The sequence below is a fragment of the Acidovorax carolinensis genome, from assembly GCF_002157145.1.
In the GTDB taxonomy this organism is placed as follows: Bacteria; Pseudomonadota; Gammaproteobacteria; order Burkholderiales; family Burkholderiaceae_C; genus Acidovorax; species Acidovorax carolinensis.
This window is the reverse complement of the sequence record NZ_CP021361.1, coordinates 186,844-206,656: the sequence shown is the minus strand read 5'-3', so window position 1 is coordinate 206,656 and position 19,813 is coordinate 186,844. Positions and strand designations below refer to the sequence as shown.

Sequence of the window (19,813 nt, the reverse complement as noted above, 5' to 3'; positions counted from 1 at the left end):
CATTGTCTTACGACGCCACCCGCCCCGCCCTGTGGGGAGTGCGTATGCAGACCTGAAACTGCGCTCAGCCCATGGCCCGCACCACGTTCATGGCCTCTTCCACCCGCTCCACGGCATGGATGGTCAGGCCCTCGATCGACTTTTTGGGGGCATTGGCCTTGGGCACCACCGCTATGCTGAAGCCCAGCTTGGCCGCCTCGCGCAGGCGCTCCTGACCGCGGGGCGCGGGGCGCACCTCGCCCGCCAGCCCTACCTCGCCAAAGGCAATAAAACCCTGCGGCAGGGCCTTGCCCCGCAGGCTGGAGGTGATGGCCAGCATCACGGCCAGGTCGGCGGCGGGCTCGCTGATGCGCACGCCGCCCACGGCGTTCACAAACACGTCCTGGTCCATGCAGGCCACGCCCGCATGGCGGTGCAGCACAGCCAGCAGCATGGCAAGGCGATCCTTGTCCAGGCCCACACTCAGGCGCCGCGGGCTGGGGCCGCCACTGTCCACCAGAGCCTGAATCTCCACCAGCAAGGGTCGGGTGCCTTCGAGCGTGACCATCACGCAGCTGCCCGGCACGGGCTCACTGTGCTGGCTCAGAAAGATGGCGCTGGGGTTACTGACCCCCTTGAGGCCCTTCTCGGTCATGGCGAACACGCCGATCTCGTTGACGGCACCAAAGCGGTTCTTGATGGCGCGCACCAGGCGGAACTGGCTGTGCGTATCGCCTTCGAAATACAGCACCGTGTCCACCATGTGCTCCAGCACGCGGGGCCCGGCCAGCGCACCCTCCTTGGTCACATGGCCCACCAGCACGATGGCCACGCCCGATGCCTTGGCGCAGCGTGTGAGGTGCGCCGCGCACTCGCGCACCTGGGCCACAGAGCCGGGTGCCGACGTGAGCTGGTCGGAATAGACCGTCTGGATCGAGTCGATCACTGCCACCGCCGGTTGCATGGATTCGATGGTGGCCAGGATTTTTTCCAGCTGGATCTCTGCCAGCACGTTCACCTGGCTGTGGTCCAGCCCCAGCCGGCGCGAGCGCAGCGCCACCTGGGCGCCGCTTTCTTCGCCGGTGACATACAGGGTGGGTAGACCTGCGCGCTGCAGCGCGTCCAGCGCCTGCAGCAGCAGAGTGGACTTACCGATGCCCGGGTCGCCGCCGATCAGCACCACGCCCCCTTCCACAATGCCCCCGCCCAGCACGCGGTCCAGTTCGTCGATGCCACTGGGCGTGCGCGCAATGTCGGTGGCCTCGATGGCGGCCAGCGGCATGACGGCCTGCGCCTGCGCCAGGCCGGCGAACTGAGTGCCGCTATAGCGGTTCTTCCCGGGCCCCGCCTCTGCCACCGATTCGATGAGCGTGTTCCATGCGTTGCAGGACGGGCATTTTCCCAGCCAGCGCGGGCTGGTGCCGCCACATTCGGTGCAGGTGAAAAGGGTTTTGTCTTTGGCCATGAGTGCGGGATCGTGCGAAGCGGCTGGCCACTATAGCGGCCAGCCGCGGGTCGACCACATTGGCGGCCTTGCACCCGCAAAGAGGCCATGCGCCAACACCCGCCGGTCAGACCCCGTACGATGGCGATCCCGGTTTGCACCTTGCCCGCCCCCTTCTCACTCTCACCACCTTCACCATGTCCGCACCCACGCTGTACCTCGCCCCCGGCACCTGCGCCCTGGCCGTTCACATTGCCTTGCACGAGGCCCAGGCAGGCCACGAACTGGTGCGCCTTGACTTTGCCGCCCAGCAGCAACGCAGCCCCGAATACCTGGCCATCAACCCCAAAGGCCGCGTGCCTGCCTTGGTGACCGAGCACGGCGTGCTGACCGAAACCCCGGCACTGCTGGCCTATGTGGCCCAGCGCTATGCCCAGGGGCAGCTGGCGCCACTGGATCCGTTTGCCTTCGCACGCATGCAGGAGTTCAACAGCTACCTGGCCTCCACCGTGCATGTGGCCCACGCCCACGGGCGGCGCGGCAGCCGCTGGGCAGACGATCCCGCCTCCCATGCCGACATGCTGCGCAAAGTCCCGCAGAACATGGCGGAGTGCTTTGGCGTGATCGAACACCACTACCTGCAAGGCCCTTGGGTGCTGGGGGAGCAATATTCCGTTGCCGATGCCTACCTGTTCACCATGTCCGGCTGGCTGCGCAGCGATGGTGTGGACGTGGCGCAGTTCCCCAAGGTGGCCGACCACCGGCGCCGCATGGCCGAGCGGCCTGCCGTCCAGCGCGCGCTGGCCTGAACACGCCCTGCGGCGTGCCGCGCCCGGCGCAGGAAACGTCCGCAAAAAAGCCCCGGCGCCATCACGGCGCCGGGGCTTTTGACTTTGCGGGCCTGGTCAGTTGACCTTGAGCGCGCGCCAGTCAATGCGGTTGTCCGCCCGGTGCGGCAGGTCAACCTTCTGCGTGGCGGCCCACGGGATCACCTGGTTGTACAGCGGGATGTGCGAAATGAGCTCGTGGTCCTGCACCAGCGCCTTTTCGATCAGCCCGTTGCGCGTGACCGGATCGGTTTCCTTCTTGATGCGCTCGATCAGCGCATCCTGCTGCGGGTTGCTGAAACGGCCCAGGTTGAAGTTGCCGTCGCCACCCGCACCCGGCGAGCGAATCAGCGACTGCAGCGAATAGAACGCATCAAACGTCGGCACGCCCCAGCCCAGCAGGTAGATGCTGGCCTCATTGCGCTGGATCATCGGGAAATAGGTGGCAAACGGCAGCGAGCGCAGCTTGGCCTTCACGCCCACCTTGGCCCACTGCGACGCGATGGCCTGGCACAGCTGCTCGTCGTTGATGTAGCGGCCCGCGCTGCAGGCAAAGTCCACCTCGAAGCCGTTGGGGTAGCCCGCATCGGCCAGCAGTTTTTGCGCGGCCTTGGCATCAAAGGGGTAGCGCACATCGGCCTTGGGCGTCCAGCCGTTGACCTGGTGGGCAACCAGCGCGCCCGTGGGCTGGGCCAGGCCACGCAGCACCACGCGCTGGATGGCATTGATGTCGATCGCCTGGTAGAGCGCCTTGCGCACGCGTACATCCTTGAGCGGGTTCTTGCCCTTGACGTCCGAGCCCGGCAATTCGTCGCGGAACTGGTCCAGCCCCAGAAAAATGGTGCGGTATTCGGCGCCTTCCAGCACCTTGAGGCCCTGCGTCTGGCGCACCCGCGCCAGATCCTGCAGGCTCGGGTCGATGATGAAATCGATCTCGCCCGACAGCAGCGCCGCCGTGCGCGTAGCATCCGACTTAATGGGGGTGTAAACCACCTCGGTCACGTTGGTGGCGAACTTGCCCTTGCCCCACCAGTGCGGGTTGGGCTCCAGCACCACGCGCTGGTCCGGCGTCCACGACTTGAGCACGAATGGCCCCGTGCCCAGGGCATTGCGGTGGGCAAAGGTTTCGTCCTTGTTCTTGATGTCCTTGGGCTCCACCGACTTGTTCTTCTCGGCCCAGGCCTTGCTGAGGATGCGCAGCTCGGTCAACTGGTTGAGCAGCACCGGGTTGGGCACGTCCGAGAAAATGTCGATGGTGTGGCTGTTGACTTTTTCCACCCGGTCAATGCCCTGGGCATAGACCGCGTAGTTGGAGCTTTTCGACTTGGCACGCTCCAGCGAAAACTTGGCATCGTCGGCGGTGAACTCGCTGCCGTCGCTGAACTTCACGCCCTTGCGCAAGGTCAGGCGCAGCTGGGTGGGGCTCACCAGTTTCCATTCCGTGGCCAACGATGGTTCGGGCTTGAAGGTCTTGCTGTTGTATTCGACCAGTGTGTCGTACACGGCTGCGTGCAAGGTGTTGTTCACGCCCACGTTCTGGGCGTGAACGTCCCACGACGACACATCGACGGCGCGCGCCCAGCGGAAGGTCTTGGCCTGCGTGGCCAGGGGCAGGGTGACAGCCAGCGCCGCAGCAAGCAGCAGGGGTTTGAAATGCATGGGTTTTTCCCTCTCAGATAACAAGTCGCTACTGTGACCGAGGGCGTGCGCCGCCGGAACAATTTTGTTGTTGTATCCATATGCGTAGCAGGGTCAGAGCACCCCTGCATGCCACCGACGATGTGCGCCCGCAGGCGCACCGCGCAGGCGCTACTTGCGCCGCAGTGCCAACCGAATGCGTTCGAGCGCCGGCGAAGGCGGGGCCACGGTGCGGTCGAACGGGTGCGCGGTGGCGCCGACGGCCTTGAGGATGCGTTGCACGTAGGCGCGCGTCTCCAGATAGGGCGGCACGCCGCGATAGCGCTCGACCTTGCCCTCGCCAGCGTTGTAGGCGGCAGCCACCAGCGCCAGGTCGCCCTCGAAGTAGGCCAGCAACCAGCGCAGATAGGTCAGGCCCCCGCGGATGTTCTGCGCCGGGTCGTACGGGTTCTTGACGTTGAACCGCTCGCTCGTTTCGGGAATCAGCTGCATCAGGCCCTGCGCGTTCTTGGGCGACAGTGCCTGGGTGTTGAAGTTCGATTCGGCGGCAATGATGGCCAGCGCCAGCTGCGGCTCGACCTGGTATTGGGGCGCCATCTTGTGCACCAGCTCCACGATCTTGCGCGGCGCGGTCAGCGCATAGTTCACGCCCGGCCGGGCCGCCGCAGGCTGATCGGGCGGTGGGGCACGCAGGCACTCGGGCACCTCGTCGGTGGCGCCCCCCACAACGTGCAACATGCGCTCGGCCACGCCCAGCCCCTGCTCGGCAGCGGCCTGGAAGAAGAAGGCTGCCGCCGCATCGTCGCGCGCCACACCGCGGCCATGGGCATACATCCATCCAAGGTTGTACTGGGCCTGCATGTCACCGAGCCGCGCGCTCGCGCAATAGAGGGCTGCAGCCCGCAGCGGGTCGCGCGCCACGCCCTCGCCATGCTCGTAGGCGATGGCCTCCTGGCGCAGGCTGGCCGCGCGGTTGCTGTCGGTTTCGCCACCCTGCGCCCGCGCTGCCCCGCGCCCAAGGCGCAGGGCAACGCCACCGACAGCGGCGCAAGGATCAACAGGCTGATACGCATGTTTTTCAGTATGCGCGCCTTGGCGCGATCCGTCACGTCCTGTGCGGCCGCCAGCCGTGTAACCGAATGCATAGAGCGCACAGTGCTTTGCCACAACCCGCTGCCACAAGGCAGCGACGTTGGCGGGCAGCGCGGTCTGGTCACCGATGAGCCAGAGCCCGTCAAAACCAAGGGCGATGCCCCTGCTACCGCGTGGCCCGCAAAAAAACCGCGGCTGCCAAGGCCGATGCAGCGTCACTTCGTTGCTGTGGGCATGCTTCAGGACAGGGTCGGGCGGGAACGCGTATGCAGCACTCTCGACGCCACCGCAAACGGGTGATGGCCGCCGGAATGGCCACCGCATCCGCCGCCAAAGATCCCATTCACCTAGGTAAAATGGGCTCTAGCCTCCATCAATAAAGCGCCAATAGCTATCAAAAACAGAGCGATCCATCACCCCCGCAGGAGTTTCACCGCTGCGGGCAGCGAGTGCACGTCGGGCAGGAAATGGTCAATGCCGGCGCCCAGCAGCACGGCGCAGACCAGCGCACCGAGCAGCGGTTTCCAGGTCAGGCGCACGGCCGCCGTAAGCCAGCCTTCGCGCTCCACGCCCACGGCAGCACGGGCCGTGGCCACCGAAAACGCCAGTTCCACCGCCACCGTCAACAGCACATCCCAGCCAAAGAACAGCATGGCCAGCGAGCCCGCACCCAAAATCAGCGCGGCACCGATGAGGAAAATCGCCACCACCGGCACCACGACCACGGCCCCTTCGTCCGCACTGCCCATGGCGTCGGCGGCACCGCTGGCAAGGTCAACCAGCGTGCTGGATTCACTGCCGCCATTCAAAACTGCATCGGGCAGGCCCGAGGGCCCTGGCCCGTCAAACTCGCCGGAAGCACCGCCGCCACCAAAGTCGCCCCCGCCGGTGCGCGGCAGGGGAACGCCGACGTCGCTGCACCCACCTCGTGGCCAGGGCAGTTCGGTGACCAGGTCCAGCGCATCGCCCCCGCCGCCGCCGTCTGCGCCGCTATCCCCAAATTTGCGCTGCCGCACCAGCCGGGCCGCCCAGGCGCGCAGCACCAGCAAATAGCCCAGGTAACCGACCGACAGCGTGACCAGATAGCGCAGCGCCAGCGAGTCCACCCCCAGCAGCATCTGCACATGCGCGCTGCACCCCATGAGCAGCAGCGTGAAGCTGCCGATCAGCAGCCCGTGCCAGCGCAGGCGGTAGCGCTGCTGCAACGTGCGGGCCACTGTGGCGTGGTGCGGCATGCGCACCGAGCGCCAGCTGGAGGCCGTGGGTTGATTGCCGCTTATCCGGCAGGGGCTGGCCATGTGGAGAATGCGTTGTCTGGCGAGGGCCGATCAGGCAGCGCCGTCCACCGCCACAGGCACGCGCGGCGCGAGCGCACACATCAGCTCGTAGCCCACGGTGCCAGCGGCCTGCGCCACCTCGTCGATGGGCAGCATGGTGCCGTTGCGCGCCCGCCCCCACAACGTGACTTCACTGCCGAAACCGGCGTCCACACCGGCCGCGATGACCGGGGTCAGGTCCACGGTCACCATGTCCATGCTCACCCGCCCCACCAGGCGCGTGCGCACGCCGTCCACCAGCACGGGCGTGCCGGTGTCGCAATGGCGCGGGTAGCCATCGGCGTAGCCGCAGGCGGTCACACCGATGGTGAGCGGCCCCTCGGCTGTGAAACGCGAGCCGTAGCCCACGGTGTCGCCCGCCTGCAGTTGCTGCGTGCCGATGATGCGGCTGGACAGCGTCATGGTGGGCTGCACGTCCCAGTGGTCGGCGCTGTGGACCGGAAAATCGGGCGCGCTGCCATACAGCACGATGCCCGCGCGCACCCAGTCGCCCCGCACCTGGGCGTCGCTGGCAAAGCGCAGCGTGGCGGCGCTATTGCAGACGCTGCGCTCGCCGGGCAGATCTTGCGTGGCCGCATTGAAGGCCGCCATCTGGTGCGCAACGCCGCGCGCTCCGTCGGCATCGCTGAAATGGGTCATGAACGAGATTTCGTCCACCTGCGGTAGCGCGTTCAGGCGCGCCCAGGCGCTGCGGTAGCGCTGCGCCGTGAAGCCCAGCCGGTTCATGCCTGAGTTCAGCTTGAGGAACACGCGGTGCGGCACCTGCGTCTTGTGGGCGGCCAGCATGTCGATCTGCTCGTCGCAGTGCACGGCATGCCACAGCGACAGGCGCGAGCACAGCTCCAGGTCGCGCGGCTCGAACACGCCCTCCAGCAGCAGGATGGGGCCCCGCCAGCCCAGGTGGCGCACGCGCTCGGCCTCGGCCAAGTCGAGCAGGGCAAAGCCATCAGCGGCGCGCAGCCCTTCAAAGGCCCGCTCAATGCCGTGCCCATAGGCATTGGCCTTGACCACGGCCCAGGTTTTGGCGTCGGGCACGGCCTGGCGCACGCGCTCCAGGTTGTGTTGCAGGGCAGAGGTATGGATGGTGGCTTGGATCGGGCGCGGCATGGCAATGGGGGGGGGGAAACGAGCATGGGATTCTGGCATTACGGGCACAAGAGCCTGTTTGCGATCTCCCAGGGGCCGCGTTGGCGCGCAATCGGGATGAGTGAAGGCTTCGGGTGCGCCGCATGGGCTGGTGCCCATGCAAGCAGCCGGGGCGTTCAATCGCCCGATTTCGCTCCAGCCCTTCGGGCAGTGGTCTTTGCGGGCGGTCTGCTGCGTTGCGGCGCTTGTGGATAGCCGAGCTATCCACTGCCCACCGCGCCTTGCATCCCATCCCGCAAAGACCGCTGCGCGGCCCCTGGGAGATCGCAAACAGGCTCTGAGCGCGTGATATAACCGCCAGTCACCTGTACGCGGGCTCTCCATTTAATCGGGCATCAGTCTCGCTGATACCCCCTCCAGCCATTCGATGAAGCGCGGTTTCTACACCATCATGTCGGCGCAGTTTTTCAGCTCGCTTGCCGACAACGCACTCTTCGTGGCGGCCGTGGAATTGCTGCGCACCAGCGGTGCCCCCGAATGGCAGCGCGCGGCACTGGTGCCCATGTTTGCCCTGTTCTATGTAGTGCTGGCGCCTTTTGTGGGCGCGTTTGCCGATGCCTTGCCCAAGGGCAAGGTGATGTTTGTCAGCAATGCGATCAAGATCGTGGGCTGCCTGATGATGCTGTTCGGCTCGCACCCGCTGATGGCCTACGCCGTGGTGGGGCTGGGCGCCGCGGCCTATTCGCCAGCCAAGTACGGCATCCTCACCGAGCTGCTGCCGGCTTCGCAGCTGGTCAAGGCCAACGGCTGGATCGAGGGGCTGACCATTGCCTCCATCATCCTCGGGGTGCTGCTGGGCGGGCAGCTCGTGGGGCAGCATCTGTCGGCGGCGCTGCTGTCCATCAACATTCCCATGATCGATACCGGCGTCGATACCGCCGCCGAATCGGCCATTGCTGCGCTGATTCTGGTGTATGCCCTGGCCGCCTGGTTCAACACGCGCATTCCCCATACGGGCGTGGAGATGCGCCCGCTGCGCCAGAACCCGCAACGCAGCATTTTGGCCAACACCCTGGCCTTGCTGCCCGATTTCTGGGCCTGCAATAGCCGCCTGTGGCGCGACAAGCTGGGCCAGATCTCGCTGTCCACCACCACGCTGTTCTGGGGTGCGGGGGGCAACCTCAAGTTCATCGTGCTGGCCTGGGCCGGCGTGGCCCTGGGCTACAACACCACGCAGGCGTCGGCCCTGACCGGCGTGGTGGCCATCGGCACCGCCGTGGGCGCCGTGGCGGCATCGATGCGCATGCGCCTGGACATGGCCACCCGTGTGATTCCACTGGGCATCACGATGGGGCTGCTGCTGATCCTGATGGTGTTCATCAGCAACATCTGGGTGGCCATTCCGTTCCTCATCCTGCTGGGCGGGCTGGGCGGTTTTCTGGTGGTGCCCATGAACGCCCTGCTGCAGCACCGGGGCCACAACCTCATGGGCGCGGGGCGCTCGATTGCGGTGCAGAACTTCAACGAGCAGGCCTGCATCCTGGGCCTGGGCGCGTTCTACAGCCTGTCGCTCAAGCTGGGCTTGTCGGTGTTCGGCGCCATCACCGTGTTTGGGGTGGTGGTCGCCGGCATCATGCTGGTCATCCAGCGCTGGCATGCCAGCAACTGCCGCAACCACAGCGAGGAACTGAACCACCTGCTGCACATCGCGCGGCAGGATACGCACCACTGAAGCTATTTATTGAATAGCTGTTAGCGCTTACCAAATAAGCGCCAAATGCCGATTTGACTCCCAACCTGCTCCCCATACTGGCCCTGCTGCTCAACGCCTTTGTCTGGGGCGTTTCGTGGTGGCCTTTCAGGCAGCTGCATGCGGCCGGGCTGCACCCGCTGTGGGCGACGGCGTTGATGTATGCGCTGGCCCTGGTCTGCCTGCTGCTGGCCCGCCCGCAGGCGCTGCGCAGCACGCTGCAGCACCCTGGCCTGTGGCTGCTGGCGCTGAGCTCGGGTCTTACCAACGTGGCCTTCAACTGGGCCGTGACCGTGGGCGACGTGGTGCGCGTGGTGCTGCTGTTTTATCTCATGCCCGCCTGGTCGGTGCTGCTGGCCTGGAAGGTGCTGGGCGACCGCCCCACGGGCGTGGCGCTGGTGCGGCTGCTGCTGGCCTTTGCAGGTGTGGCGCTGGTGCTGGTGCCCGCCGATGCCGCCTGGGACCGGCTGGCGTCCCACCTGTCGGGTGCCGACCTGCTGGCCCTGGCGGGCGGTTTCTGTTTTGCACTCACCAATGTCACATTGCGGCGCCTGCACGCAGTGCCCGGCAAGGCGCGCATGCTGGCCATGTTTGGCGGCGGCGCTCTGCTGGCCGGCCTCAGTGCCTCAGCGGGGCTGGCGCTGGGGGCCGTGCCCGCCCTGCCCGCCTTGGCACAGGCCTGGGTCCCGCTGGCCCTGGCGCTGGCGCTGGCCTTTCTGCTGGGCAACTACGCACTGCAATATGGTGCCGCCCGGTTGGCGGCGGGCACCACGGCCCTGGTGATGCTGTCCGAGGTGGTGTTTGCCAGCGTGTCGTCGGCCCTGCTCACCTCCGACACGCTGGCGCCGCGCACCCTGCTGGGCGGGGCGCTGATCATGCTGGCGGCGCTGCTGGCGGCCTTGCCATCCCTGCAACCACGCCCCCACGTCAGCACCTGACACACCGGGCAACGCCCGACGCAAGCCGCTACCATGGGCCTTTCGATCCGGTTCGCCCCCAAGGAGTTGCCCATGTCCAGCCTCTACGACTTCGAAGCCCAGGCCATGAGCGGGCCCGCCGTGCCGCTGCGGCAGTTTGAGGGCAAGGTATTGCTGATCGTCAACACAGCCAGCGCCTGCGGCTTCACCCCGCAGTTCGGCGGGCTGGAAGAACTGCACAAACAATACGGCGGCAAGGGGCTGGTGGTGCTGGGTTTTCCGTGCAACCAGTTCGGCCAGCAGGACCCCGGCAGCAACGACGAAATCGCCAGTTTCTGCCAGCGCAACTACGGCGTGAGCTTTCCGATGATGGCCAAGATCGACGTGAACGGCACCAACGCCTCGCCGCTGTACCAGTGGCTCACCGCCGAAGCCCCTGGCCTGCTGGGCAGCAAGGCCATCAAGTGGAACTTCACGAAGTTCCTCGTGGGCCGGGACGGCCGCGTGATCCGCCGCTATGCGCCACAGGATGCGCCGAAAAAGCTGGCAGCGGATATCGAGGCGGCGCTGGCCGCCCCCGCCGCATAAAAGGCTGCGATCAGGCCGTTGTGGCGGGCGGGCGCTGGCGGCGCGCGCGCTCCAGCATCTGGCCGGTCTGGCGCGGGTCCATGCCGTACATGTCGGCAAAGGCATCCAGCGACTGGCCGCTGGCCTCAAAAGCACGCAGCAGGGCCTCATCCTTGGCATTGCGGGCCGCCCATTCGGCAAAGGCTTCCTGCAGGATGGCATTGGCCGCCTCATCGCGGCCGGTGACCAGCTCGGTATAGGCCTCGCGCGTGAGGCCCGAGGCCTCGAACGCCTGGATCATGCGCTTGCGCAGCTTGGGCAAAACATCTTCGCCCGCGCGGGCCTTGCGGCGGCGAAACACTTCCAGCAGCGCATGGTGCACATGCTCGGGCGCCATGTCTTCGACGGGCTGGCCCGCGAGGTCGTGGCGCTTTTCGCCTGCGGCCACGCTTTGCAGGTAGCGGGTGGAACGGGTGTGGATGCCCAGCGCCACCTTGAGTGCATCGCGCTCAAACAGCTCGGGGTGGGCTTCCAGCAGGTCCTGAAAGATGCCGCGCTTGAGCGGCAAAAACACCGCGCCAAACAGATGGGGATAGAGCCCCGCCAGCTGCTCCAGCGCCGGATGGGTGCGCGGGGGCGTGCGCGACAGTGCCGGCTGACCCGCCGGGCTTGTTGGCCCTCGGTACGGGCGCGACCGCGGCCGTTGTTGCGGCCACCACGCCCACCCCGGGGCGGGCGATCGCCCCCCGGCGCTTCCGCAGCGGCAGGCGCCTCAGCAGTGGCAGCCGGAGCGCTGTCGCCAGTCTCGGGCTGCTGCAAGGCCTGTGGGGCGCTGGCAGCGGCCACCGGGGCGGCGGCGGGCGCCGCTGTGGGTTCTTGTTCTGGCACGTTGTCGGTCATGGCGTAGCGGATCGGAGGGCAACAAAACCCTCGATCATGCCAGCCTTGCGCCGACAGGCGCCAAGCAGCCCCTTCAGCCTCCTACTTTGCCAGGGGATGGGTGCACCATTGCTGCTCGCAGGGAACGCCATCGCCGTTGCCATCCATCTTCACGCCCGGACAGCTTTGAAGAAAAAACTTGGCTTCGGAACAGGAAGTCATCTGCGAGCAATGCTGGCGGCCATCGCACCGAAACGGCGACGACGCCAGGGGTTGCGCTGTGGCGGACGGTGCGGGCGTCGGCTGGTCCAGCGCCTGCGCCGCAGCTTCCGCCTTAACGGCCATGGCCCGCTGGCTGCGCCGGTCGTATTGCCAGTATGCGGCGGCCAGCAGCACAAAGGCGATGAGGAACACCACGATGCGTGATGACAGCGCCCGGGGCTCTTCCGATGTTTCGGGGCGCCGCCGCTCCCGCGCAACAGACGCGGAGGGTACTGGTCGGTCGCGATGAACCGCTACGGCCTGCTTCTTGCCATCCTTGTTCAGGGTTATCTCGAAACTCAATGCTTCCTGCAACTGCGGCCGCTGCCCGTCGCGCGCAAACGCCGAAACATGCACAAAGATTTCTTGCCCTGCCGGGATAGGCGTGATAAAGCCGAAGCCACGCTCATCGTTCCACTTCGTCAACGTCCCCTCAAATCGCATAACTGCTCCGCCAAAGTGTTGGGACATCATCGTAACGGCCGATCAACGGCGGCAACACCCGCACTGCCCAGGCAAGAGTGCCTTGTCCAGGCCGCCCACCCCAAGCCGCATACCGGCGTTGGTCACTACTTCACTAGCGGTTGTTACTCCCAGCCTGCCCTCGCCGCGATTGCGACTGATTGCTGCCGCCCACATGCGACTCGCGGTCACTGCGGCTTTCGGGCGTGCGCTGGCCCTGGTTGATCTGGGTGGGGTCTTGCTCGCCCAGCTTGTTGGTGTCGTTCTCGACTTTGCCCGTATGGGGCGGCTGCTTGTCGCGCGGGTTCTGATGGATCGTCATGAAAATCTCCTGTACGTGGCGCAAGGCCAAAGGTTCCCCGACCACAATGCAGACAGTACAGGAACCGGTGCAGCGGTGCAAACTGAAGCACGCCGGGATTGACGCCCGTGACGGTGCCTCATAAAGTGGGTGTGTCCCTGAGCGTGTTCGATCTCGTTCCCCGAGGAGAAGCACCATGACTTCACGAAGCTCCCGCAACACCCTGCTGGAAAGCAGGTCCATCGGGCTTGCACCGGGCTCTTGCGCCAGGCCCCGGCATGGCGGCGTGGGGCCCTCGCCGGGCAGATCCAGGATCGCGATCGACGGTGCCCTCATGCGGCGGGCCCCATGACCGCTCCCGCTGGCGCACGAACCGTCCTGTACGACACGCAGGAGTTGATAGGCGTTATCGACGCGATGGCACGGCAGGCCAACGGCCTGCTCCATGGGGCCAGCCAGGTGGCCGTGATTGGCGTGCTGCGCCGAGGTGCACCCCTGGCGGATCGCCTGACCACGCGGCTGATGGAGCTGTATGGGCTGCCCCAGCCCTTGCGGCTGGATCTGCAGGTCAAGCGCTACGCGGACGACCTGACGCTGCTCCATCCGCAAACCCAGCTGACCGAGCAGGCGCAGCACGCCGCGCTGGATTTGCGCGGCTACACGGTGCTGGTCGTGGACGACGTGCTGTACACCGGCCATTCCCTGCTGAAGGTGGTGGAATATCTGGCACGCAAGCAACCTGCGGCCATCCGGGTGGCCTGCCTGGTAAACCGCGACACCACTTGCCTGCCCGTCCATGCCGATGTGGTGGGCGCCTGCCTTGGCGTGGCCCCGCCGGACATCATCGAATGCCATGTGCCGCCCTATGAGCCCGATTTCAGGATAGAACTCGTCCAGCCCGACCGCGAAAACGGCCCCCACCCAAGGTGACCCCATGTTCAAAGACCGCGACGACGCTGCCCATCAGTTGGCCGACCGCCTGAAGGCCTACAACACCCAGCGCCCCCTGGTGTTGGCCATACCGCGTGGTGCCGTGCCCATCGGCAAGATCGTTGCGCGGCAACTCGGCGGCGATTTCGACGTGGTGCTGGTGCGCAAGCTGCGCGCCCCCTTTGAGCCGGAAGTGGCCATTGGCTCCGTGACGGAGAACGGCTGGACCTACATCGCACCCTACGCGGCTGCGCTGGGCGCCGACCAGGATTACATTGCCGAGGAAAAGCAGAAACAGATGGCCACGATCCACTCGCGCCGGGTGCAATACACGCCGATCCGCGCACCGATCGACCCGCACGGCCGCGTCGTCATCGTGGTGGACGACGGCCTGGCCACAGGGGCCACCATGATTTCCGCGCTGCACAGCCTGCGCCAGCGCCAACCCGGCAAGCTGGTCTGCGCGATACCCGTTGCCTCACCCGAGGCCCTGGAGAAAATCCGGCCCATGGCCGACGAGGTGGTGTGCCTGCTGGCGCCAGAAAATTTCCGGGCGGTGGGGCAGTTTTACCGCCACTTTCCGCAGGTGGACGACGAGGATGTGATCGCGCTACTCGCCACTTGACGCCGGGGCCGCGCGTGTCCGCAGATGCTGCGCGAACCAGTCGGCGGCCAGGCGGGCAACGGCCTCCAGCGTCCCGGGTTCTTCAAAGAGATGGGTGGCATGGGGAACGATGGTCAGCGTTGTGGGCCCCGGCATGTGCGCGGCAGCGCGCCGGTTCAGGGCCAGCACCTCTTCGTCGCACGCGCCCACCAGCAGCAAGGTCGGGCATTGCACCCGGGCAAGATCCCGGGCAGGCGCCAGATCCGGGCGACCGCCGCGGGAGACCACCGCCCCGATGCCGTCGCCCAGCGCGGCAGCGGCACTCAATGCCGCCGCAGCCCCGGTGCTCGCGCCAAAATAACCCACGGGCAGCAACGCCGTGGCGGGCTGGCGCCGGGCCCAATCGGTCACATCCAGCAGGCGCTGGGTTAGCAGAGGAATGTCAAACCGCGTGGCGTAGGCACGGTCTTCCTCGGGCGTGAGCAGATCGACCAGCAAGGTTGCCAAGCCGCGTTCCCGCAACACCCGCGCCACAAAGTTGTTGCGTGGGCTGTGCCGGCTGCTGCCACTGCCGTGGGCAAACAGCACCAGGCCCTGGCTACCGGCCGGGCACTCCAGTGCGCACTCGATATGGCCACTGTCCACGGGGATACGAACCAGTTGTTCCGTCGCAGCATGCATGGAATTTCACCTCCGCGGCCATTGTCTTCGCCTGTCGCTCGGACATGTCCAGCGGCGCCCGGATCACCCACCCTGGCAGCACGGGAAAAGACCAAAACAGGATGTCACGACGCGCGCAGCGCCTCATCCAGCACTTCCACCCAGTGCCGCACCGGCGTGGACGTGCCGCTTTGCAGGTGCGTGATGCAGCCGATGTTGGCCGACAGGATCACGTCGGGCGCCTGCTCGCCAAAGGCCTCGCCCAGCACACCGAGCTTGCGGTCGCGCAGCTGGTAGGACAGGTCAGGCTGGAGCACCGAATACGTGCCCGCCGAGCCGCAGCACAGATGGGATTCGTTCCGGGCCACGCGCAGCTTGAAGCCCAGCTGGTTCAGGTGTGTCTCTACCCCACCGCGCAGTTGCTGGCCATGCTGCAGGGTGCAAGGCGGGTGGTAGGCGAACAGCATGTCGGGGCGCTGGACCCGGCCCGCCATTTTTTGCGCCAGCTCGGGCAGCAGGGCGGGCAGCAGCTCCGACAGGTCGCGCGTGAGGGCGCTGATGCGCTCGGCCTTGTCGGCATAGTGCGGGTCGTCCTTGAGGATGTGGCCATATTCCTTGACCGTGACGCCGCAGCCCGAGGCATTCATGACAATGGATTCCACACCGCCCGCCGCCACCAGCGGCCACCAGGCGTCGATATTGGCGCGCATCTCGGCCTTGCCGCCCTCCTGGTCGTTGAGGTGGAACTTGACGGCCCCGCAGCAACCGGCCTGGGGCGCGATCACGGTCTGGATGCCCGCCGCGTCCAGCACGCGGGCGGTGGCGGTGTTGATGTTGGGCATCATGGCCGGCTGCACGCAACCGGCCAGCATGAGCACCTTGCGCGCATGTTCGCGGGTGGGCCAGGCCCCCGCCGGCTGCGGCGCGGGCACCTTGGCCTGGAGGGCCTTGGGCAGCAGGCCGCGCACCACCTGGCCCACCTTCATGGCGGGAGCGAACAGGGGCGAGGGCAGACCTTCCTTCAGCGCCCAGCGCAGGGCCTTTTCGCCCAAGGGGCGGGGCACTTTTTCATCGACGATCTTGCGGCCGATATCGACCAGGTGGCCGTATTGCACGCCGCTGGGGCAGGTGCTTTCGCAGTTGCGGCAGGTCAGGCACCGGTCCAGGTGCATCTGCGTCTTGCGCGTGGGGGCCTCGCCTTCGAGCACCTGCTTGATGAGGTAAATGCGGCCGCGCGGGCCGTCGAGCTCGTCGCCCAGCAACTGGTAGGTGGGACAGGTGGCCGTGCAGAAACCGCAGTGCACGCATTTGCGCAGGATGGCTTCGGCCTCCGGTCCGTCGGTGCGTGCGCGGTATTCAGGGGCGAGTTGGGTTTGCATGGGGTGCAGCCTGGATGGATCAGCAAGAAAGGTTCAGGGGCGGGCGGCAGCTGGGCGGGCCCGGCCTTGCGCAGGGGACGGCGCAGGCGCGCCCGATCGGCCCACAGCGGGGGCAGCGACAGGGCCAGCAGCACCAGCGCCAGCGGCACCACAAACACAAAGCCCACATGCTTGAAGCCAGCCGCCCCGGCGATGCCACCGACAAGAAACATCGCCACCAGACCCGCAAACAGGCGCAGCCGTGCGTGGTTGGCGCGCACCTGGTTCTCCACCGCGATGCCGGTGCGGTTCCAGTACAGCATCTTGCCCAGCTCGATACCGAGGTCGGTCACCACGCCCGTCATGTGCGTGGTGCGGATCTGCGACGAGGACATCTTGGTCACGGTGGCGTTCTGCAGCCCCATGATGAAGGACAGCAGCAGCACCGTCATGGGCACGGAAAAAGGCGTGCGCCAGTCGAGCGTGATGGCGCCCACCAGCCCGAACACCAGCATGAGCCCTGCCTCCAGCAGAAGCGGCAGCGCATAGCTGCTGTGCAGTTTGCGCTGCAGCGCCCAGTTCACCATGACCGCCGTGGTGGCCGCCCCGCTGATGAAGGCCAGCAGGGCCCCCAGGGCGCTGAGCACCAGCACCATGTTGCCCAGCACGAGGTTGTCGGCCAGCATCGACAGAAAGCCCGTCATGTGCGAGGTGTACAGGTGCACCACCAGAAAACCGCCCGCGTTCACCGCCCCGGCATTGAAGGCCAGCAACAGCCCCAGCACACGGTTGCTGGTGCCGGTGCGGTGGTGGCCGGTGAGATGCCGCAGGCGCCGCATGGTCAGATTCCGCCGCCGTCAAGGCATGGTTTCCGATGCCGTACGGCGGTGGCAGCCATGGGCGCGCCCCTCACCACTGCGGCGCCAGGCGGCCGGGATTGAAAATGCCAGCCGGATCAAAGGCGTGCTTGAGGCGCGCATGGATCTGCGCCAAGGCCACAGATTTCAGGCCAATTTGGCCTGTAGCGGTTGATCCATCAGCGCCATCAGCTATGAATAAAGAAGCACTTCCACCCACCGCCCGGGCCGCTTCGCGCAGTGCATCGCCCTGCTCCAGCGGCGCCTGCACCCAGCGCAGGGCGCCATGCCATTCGATCAGCGGCGATGCACCACCCGCAGGCAGAGCCAGCACCGGCGCGGTGGCGGGCAGCGACAGGCGCCACAGCGCCTGCCCGGGGCGCGCCCGGCGGGCGGCGAACCAGGGCAGGGTCTGATCCCGGCAGGCCAGCCAGTCGGGCGCCACGGTGGCGTTATCAAGCCGCGTGCCGCCCATGCTACGGCAGGCCGCATCGACCGCTGCCACGGCGCCGCGCAGGCGCACGTAAAGCTGACCCACGCCCGCGTCTTCCACCCAGCAGCTGGCGTTAAGCGGCAGGGGCTGGCCACCCCAGGCGTGCAGCCGGCGCAGGGCATCGGCCTGGCTGCATTCAAAGCGCAGCGTGGCCTCGCCGGGTGCCACGGGCAGCACCTTGAGGCTGACCTCGGTGAGCAGGCCCAGCGTGCCCCAGGCGCCCGCCATGAGGCGCGAGACATCGTAGCCCGCGACGTTTTTCATGACCTGGCCGCCGAACGTGAGCAGCTCGGCACGGCCGTTGAGCAGCACCACCCCCAGCAGGTAGTCGCGCACCGCGCCCACGCTGGCGCGGGCGGGGCCGCTCAGGCCCGCGGCCACCATGCCGCCCACCGTGGCGCCCGGGCCGAAATGGGGCGGCTCGAACGGCAGGCACTGGCCTTGCTCGGCCAGCACGGCCTCCAGCTCGGCCAGTGGCGTGCCGGCACGCACCGTGACCACCAGCTCGCTGGGTTCATAGCTCACGATGCCGGTGAGCGCGCGGGTGTCGAGCAGCTCGCCGCGCAACGCCAGACCATGAAAGTCCTTGGTGCCCCCGCCACGGATGCGCAGCGGCGTTTGCGCGGCGGCGGCGGCGTGGACACGGTCAACAATCTGGCGCAGGGCGAATTCCATGGTCTGCATGGTAGCGGCCCGCAACCAGGGCATGCCGGGTGGGCCGCATGAATTTTTTGAACAGCGGCCGTGCATTCCACTGGCGCAGCGACTGGTCGTGCGGCAAGCTGCTGTTTCACCCCACAAAAAAGGCCCGCCAGAAGGGCGGGCCAAAACCTTGAAGAGACACTCACCGAAATTTCAGTGCGCTGCGGTGCCACCAGACGCCGCAGCGCGGGGCGATCAGCGGTTGTACGCCGTCTCGCCGTGTGACGTGATGTCCAGACCTTCGCGCTCGGCTTCTTCAGAGACACGCAGGCCCACCAGCAGATCGGCGACCTTGTAGGCAATGAAGGAGACCACGCCCGACCACACGATGGTCAGCAGCACGCTCTTGACCTGGATCCACAGCTGCGCACCCATGGCGAAGGTATCGGGGGTCAGGCCACCCGTGCCGCCCAGGCTTTGCGAGGCAAACACCGCCGTCAGGATGGCACCGATGATGCCGCCCACGCCGTGCACGCCAAACACATCGAACGCATCGTCGGCACCCAGCATCTTCTTGAGGCCGCCCACACCCCACAGGCAGACCACGCCAGCGATCAGGCCCAGCACGATGGAACCCATGGGGCCCACGAAACCGGCAGCCGGCGTGACCGCCACCAGACCGGCCACCGCACCCGAGGCAGCACCCAGCATCGAGGCCTTGCCCTTGTGCAACGCTTCACCGGCCAGCCAGGACAGCGTGGCAGCGCCCGTGGCCAGAATGGTGTTGATGAAGGCCAGACCGGCCACACCGTTGGCAGCACCGGCCGAGCCGGCGTTGAAGCCGAACCAGCCCACCCACAGCAGCGAGGCGCCCACCATGGTCAGCGTCAGGCTGTGCGGGGTCAGTGCTTCCTTGCCAAAGCCGATGCGCTTGCCCACCATGAAGGCACCCACCAGGCCGGCGATACCGGCATTGATGTGCACCACGGTGCCGCCAGCAAAGTCGAGCGCGCCGTCCTTGCCCAGCAAACCACCGCCCCACACCATGTGGGCCATCGGGATGTAGCTGAAGGTGAACCACAGCACGGCGAAGATCAGCACGGCAGCAAACTTGATGCGCTCGGCGAACGAACCCACGATCAGCGCCACGGTGATGGCGGCAAAGGTGGACTGGAAGGCGACGAACACGTACTCCGGAATGGTCGGCAGCAGGCCCGACAGCGTGTCTGGCGCTATGCCCTTGAGGAAGATCTTGTCAAAGCCGCCAAAGAACTGACCCTCGCCGGCAAAGGTCAGGCTGTACCCATAAATGGCCCACAGCACGGTGATCAGCGCAAAGATCACGAACACCTGCACCAGCACCGACAGCATGTTCTTGGAGCGGGCCAGGCCGCCGTAGAACAGGGCCAGGCCCGGGATGACCATCAGGATCACGAGCATGGTGGAAGTCAGCATCCATGCGGTGTCGCCCGAGTCGAGCTTGGGCGCTGGCGCCGCGGGTGCGGCCTCGGCAGCCGCGGCGGCGGGCGCCGGGCTGCATCTGCCGGCGCAGCCACGGAGCGGCGGGCGCAGCAGCATCGGCCGCCGGGGCGGCAGTAGTGGTTTCGGCCGGGGCGGGTGCCTGGGCCAGGGACATCGATCCTGCGCAAAGCAGGCTCAGTCCCAGAACGAAGGAGGCAAGCAGTTTTTTCATGGCATGTTCTCTTTGTGGAATGCAGCGGGGCCTTGG

16 protein-coding genes and 3 pseudogenes are annotated in these 19,813 nt (G+C 66.7%); 6 read left to right on the top strand and 13 right to left on the bottom strand.

Annotated features, from left to right (window positions below; translation table 11 throughout):
• Window positions 1-64: 64 nt before the first annotated feature.
• Window positions 65-1,444 (bottom strand): DNA repair protein RadA, encoded by a 1,380-nt coding sequence (gene radA / locus CBP34_RS00955; RefSeq protein WP_094097037.1) that lies wholly within the window; start codon window positions 1,442-1,444, stop codon window positions 65-67.
• Window positions 1,445-1,620: 176 nt separating this feature from the next.
• On the opposite strand from radA, the gene CBP34_RS00950 reads away from it, so the two are divergent.
• Window positions 1,621-2,232 (top strand): glutathione S-transferase family protein, encoded by a 612-nt coding sequence (locus tag CBP34_RS00950; protein WP_094097036.1) that lies wholly within the window; start codon window positions 1,621-1,623, stop codon window positions 2,230-2,232.
• Window positions 2,233-2,328: 96 nt separating this feature from the next.
• Here the strand turns inward: CBP34_RS00950 and CBP34_RS00945 are convergent, their stop codons facing one another.
• The 4 genes from CBP34_RS00945 to alr all read right to left on the bottom strand — a co-directional run bounded on the left by CBP34_RS00945 (window position 2,329) and on the right by alr (window position 7,424).
• On the bottom strand, window positions 2,329-3,909 hold the full coding sequence (locus tag CBP34_RS00945; RefSeq protein WP_094097035.1) for an ABC transporter substrate-binding protein: 1,581 nt from the start codon (window positions 3,907-3,909) through the stop codon (window positions 2,329-2,331).
• 150 nt (window positions 3,910-4,059) lie between these two features.
• A complete protein-coding gene (locus tag CBP34_RS00940) occupies window positions 4,060-5,055 on the bottom strand; it encodes a transglycosylase SLT domain-containing protein (RefSeq protein WP_236748479.1) in 996 nt (331 codons plus the stop codon).
• A gap of 338 nt (window positions 5,056-5,393) precedes the next feature.
• On the bottom strand, window positions 5,394-6,278 hold the full coding sequence (locus tag CBP34_RS00935; protein WP_094097034.1) for a hypothetical protein: 885 nt from the start codon (window positions 6,276-6,278) through the stop codon (window positions 5,394-5,396).
• 30 nt (window positions 6,279-6,308) lie between these two features.
• Complete coding sequence (alr, locus tag CBP34_RS00930) at window positions 6,309-7,424, bottom strand: alanine racemase (RefSeq protein ID WP_094097033.1); 1,116 nt, start codon at window positions 7,422-7,424, stop codon at window positions 6,309-6,311.
• 406 nt (window positions 7,425-7,830) lie between these two features.
• On the opposite strand from alr, the gene lplT reads away from it, so the two are divergent.
• From lplT to CBP34_RS00910, 3 genes are all read left to right on the top strand, one after another.
• Window positions 7,831-9,135 (top strand): lysophospholipid transporter LplT, encoded by a 1,305-nt coding sequence (gene lplT, locus CBP34_RS00920; RefSeq protein WP_094097032.1) that lies wholly within the window; start codon window positions 7,831-7,833, stop codon window positions 9,133-9,135.
• 53 nt (window positions 9,136-9,188) lie between these two features.
• Window positions 9,189-10,091, top strand: a complete 903-nt coding sequence (locus CBP34_RS00915; protein ID WP_094097031.1) for a DMT family transporter — start codon at window positions 9,189-9,191, stop codon at window positions 10,089-10,091.
• 72 nt (window positions 10,092-10,163) lie between these two features.
• Window positions 10,164-10,658, top strand: coding sequence for a glutathione peroxidase (locus CBP34_RS00910; RefSeq protein ID WP_094097030.1), 495 nt, complete (start codon window positions 10,164-10,166; stop codon window positions 10,656-10,658).
• Between the two features lie 10 nt (window positions 10,659-10,668).
• Here CBP34_RS00910 and CBP34_RS00905 read toward each other — a convergent pair.
• From CBP34_RS00905 to CBP34_RS00895, 3 genes and pseudogenes are all read right to left on the bottom strand, one after another.
• Window positions 10,669-11,537 (bottom strand): annotated as a pseudogene (locus CBP34_RS00905) (ProQ/FINO family protein).
• An 81-nt stretch (window positions 11,538-11,618) separates the two neighbouring features.
• A complete protein-coding gene (locus CBP34_RS00900) occupies window positions 11,619-12,203 on the bottom strand; it encodes a cold shock domain-containing protein (RefSeq protein WP_236748478.1) in 585 nt (194 codons plus the stop codon).
• A 151-nt stretch (window positions 12,204-12,354) separates the two neighbouring features.
• On the bottom strand, window positions 12,355-12,561 hold the full coding sequence (locus CBP34_RS00895; protein ID WP_094097028.1) for a hypothetical protein: 207 nt from the start codon (window positions 12,559-12,561) through the stop codon (window positions 12,355-12,357).
• 327 nt (window positions 12,562-12,888) lie between these two features.
• On the opposite strand from CBP34_RS00895, the gene CBP34_RS00890 reads away from it, so the two are divergent.
• Window positions 12,889-13,470 carry a phosphoribosyltransferase family protein gene (locus CBP34_RS00890; protein ID WP_086910993.1) on the top strand — a complete coding sequence of 194 codons (582 nt, stop codon included), beginning with the start codon at window positions 12,889-12,891 and terminating at the stop codon, window positions 13,468-13,470.
• A gap of 4 nt (window positions 13,471-13,474) precedes the next feature.
• Window positions 13,475-14,095, top strand: a complete 621-nt coding sequence (locus tag CBP34_RS00885; protein ID WP_094097027.1) for a phosphoribosyltransferase — start codon at window positions 13,475-13,477, stop codon at window positions 14,093-14,095.
• Here CBP34_RS00885 and CBP34_RS00880 read toward each other — a convergent pair.
• The 5 genes and pseudogenes from CBP34_RS00880 to amt form a co-directional block, all read right to left on the bottom strand.
• Complete coding sequence (locus CBP34_RS00880) at window positions 14,081-14,755, bottom strand: dienelactone hydrolase family protein (RefSeq protein ID WP_094097026.1); 675 nt, start codon at window positions 14,753-14,755, stop codon at window positions 14,081-14,083. The two genes, CBP34_RS00885 and CBP34_RS00880, sit on opposite strands and share 15 nt — an antisense overlap.
• Before the next feature lie 104 nt (window positions 14,756-14,859).
• Complete coding sequence (glcF, locus tag CBP34_RS00875) at window positions 14,860-16,113, bottom strand: glycolate oxidase subunit GlcF (protein ID WP_094097025.1); 1,254 nt, start codon at window positions 16,111-16,113, stop codon at window positions 14,860-14,862.
• Between the two features lie 50 nt (window positions 16,114-16,163).
• Window positions 16,164-16,931, bottom strand: a pseudogene (locus CBP34_RS00870) (YoaK family protein); the annotation flags it as partial.
• 70 nt (window positions 16,932-17,001) lie between these two features.
• Window positions 17,002-18,126, bottom strand: a complete 1,125-nt coding sequence (glcE, locus tag CBP34_RS00865; protein ID WP_208616358.1) for a glycolate oxidase subunit GlcE — start codon at window positions 18,124-18,126, stop codon at window positions 17,002-17,004.
• Window positions 18,127-18,339: 213 nt separating this feature from the next.
• Window positions 18,340-19,777, bottom strand: a pseudogene (gene amt, locus CBP34_RS00860) (ammonium transporter).
• Window positions 19,778-19,813: the final 36 nt, after the last annotated feature.

Bases quoted from the DNA above. Each gene is read 5' to 3' on its own strand.
- radA (WP_094097037.1), bottom strand. From the start codon at position 1,444: ATGGCCAAAGACAAAACCCTTTTCACCTGCACCGAATGTGGCGGCACC.
- CBP34_RS00950 (WP_094097036.1), top strand. From the start codon at position 1,621: ATGTCCGCACCCACGCTGTACCTCGCCCCCGGCACCTGCGCCCTGGCC.
- CBP34_RS00945 (WP_094097035.1), bottom strand. From the start codon at position 3,909: ATGCATTTCAAACCCCTGCTGCTTGCTGCGGCGCTGGCTGTCACCCTG.
- CBP34_RS00935 (WP_094097034.1), bottom strand. From the start codon at position 6,278: ATGGCCAGCCCCTGCCGGATAAGCGGCAATCAACCCACGGCCTCCAGC.
- alr (WP_094097033.1), bottom strand. From the start codon at position 7,424: ATGCCGCGCCCGATCCAAGCCACCATCCATACCTCTGCCCTGCAACAC.
- lplT (WP_094097032.1), top strand. From the start codon at position 7,831: ATGAAGCGCGGTTTCTACACCATCATGTCGGCGCAGTTTTTCAGCTCG.
- CBP34_RS00910 (WP_094097030.1), top strand. From the start codon at position 10,164: ATGTCCAGCCTCTACGACTTCGAAGCCCAGGCCATGAGCGGGCCCGCC.
- CBP34_RS00895 (WP_094097028.1), bottom strand. From the start codon at position 12,561: ATGACGATCCATCAGAACCCGCGCGACAAGCAGCCGCCCCATACGGGC.
- CBP34_RS00890 (WP_086910993.1), top strand. From the start codon at position 12,889: ATGACCGCTCCCGCTGGCGCACGAACCGTCCTGTACGACACGCAGGAG.
- CBP34_RS00885 (WP_094097027.1), top strand. From the start codon at position 13,475: ATGTTCAAAGACCGCGACGACGCTGCCCATCAGTTGGCCGACCGCCTG.
- CBP34_RS00880 (WP_094097026.1), bottom strand. From the start codon at position 14,755: ATGCATGCTGCGACGGAACAACTGGTTCGTATCCCCGTGGACAGTGGC.
- glcF (WP_094097025.1), bottom strand. From the start codon at position 16,113: ATGCAAACCCAACTCGCCCCTGAATACCGCGCACGCACCGACGGACCG.
- glcE (WP_208616358.1), bottom strand. From the start codon at position 18,126: ATGCAGACCATGGAATTCGCCCTGCGCCAGATTGTTGACCGTGTCCAC.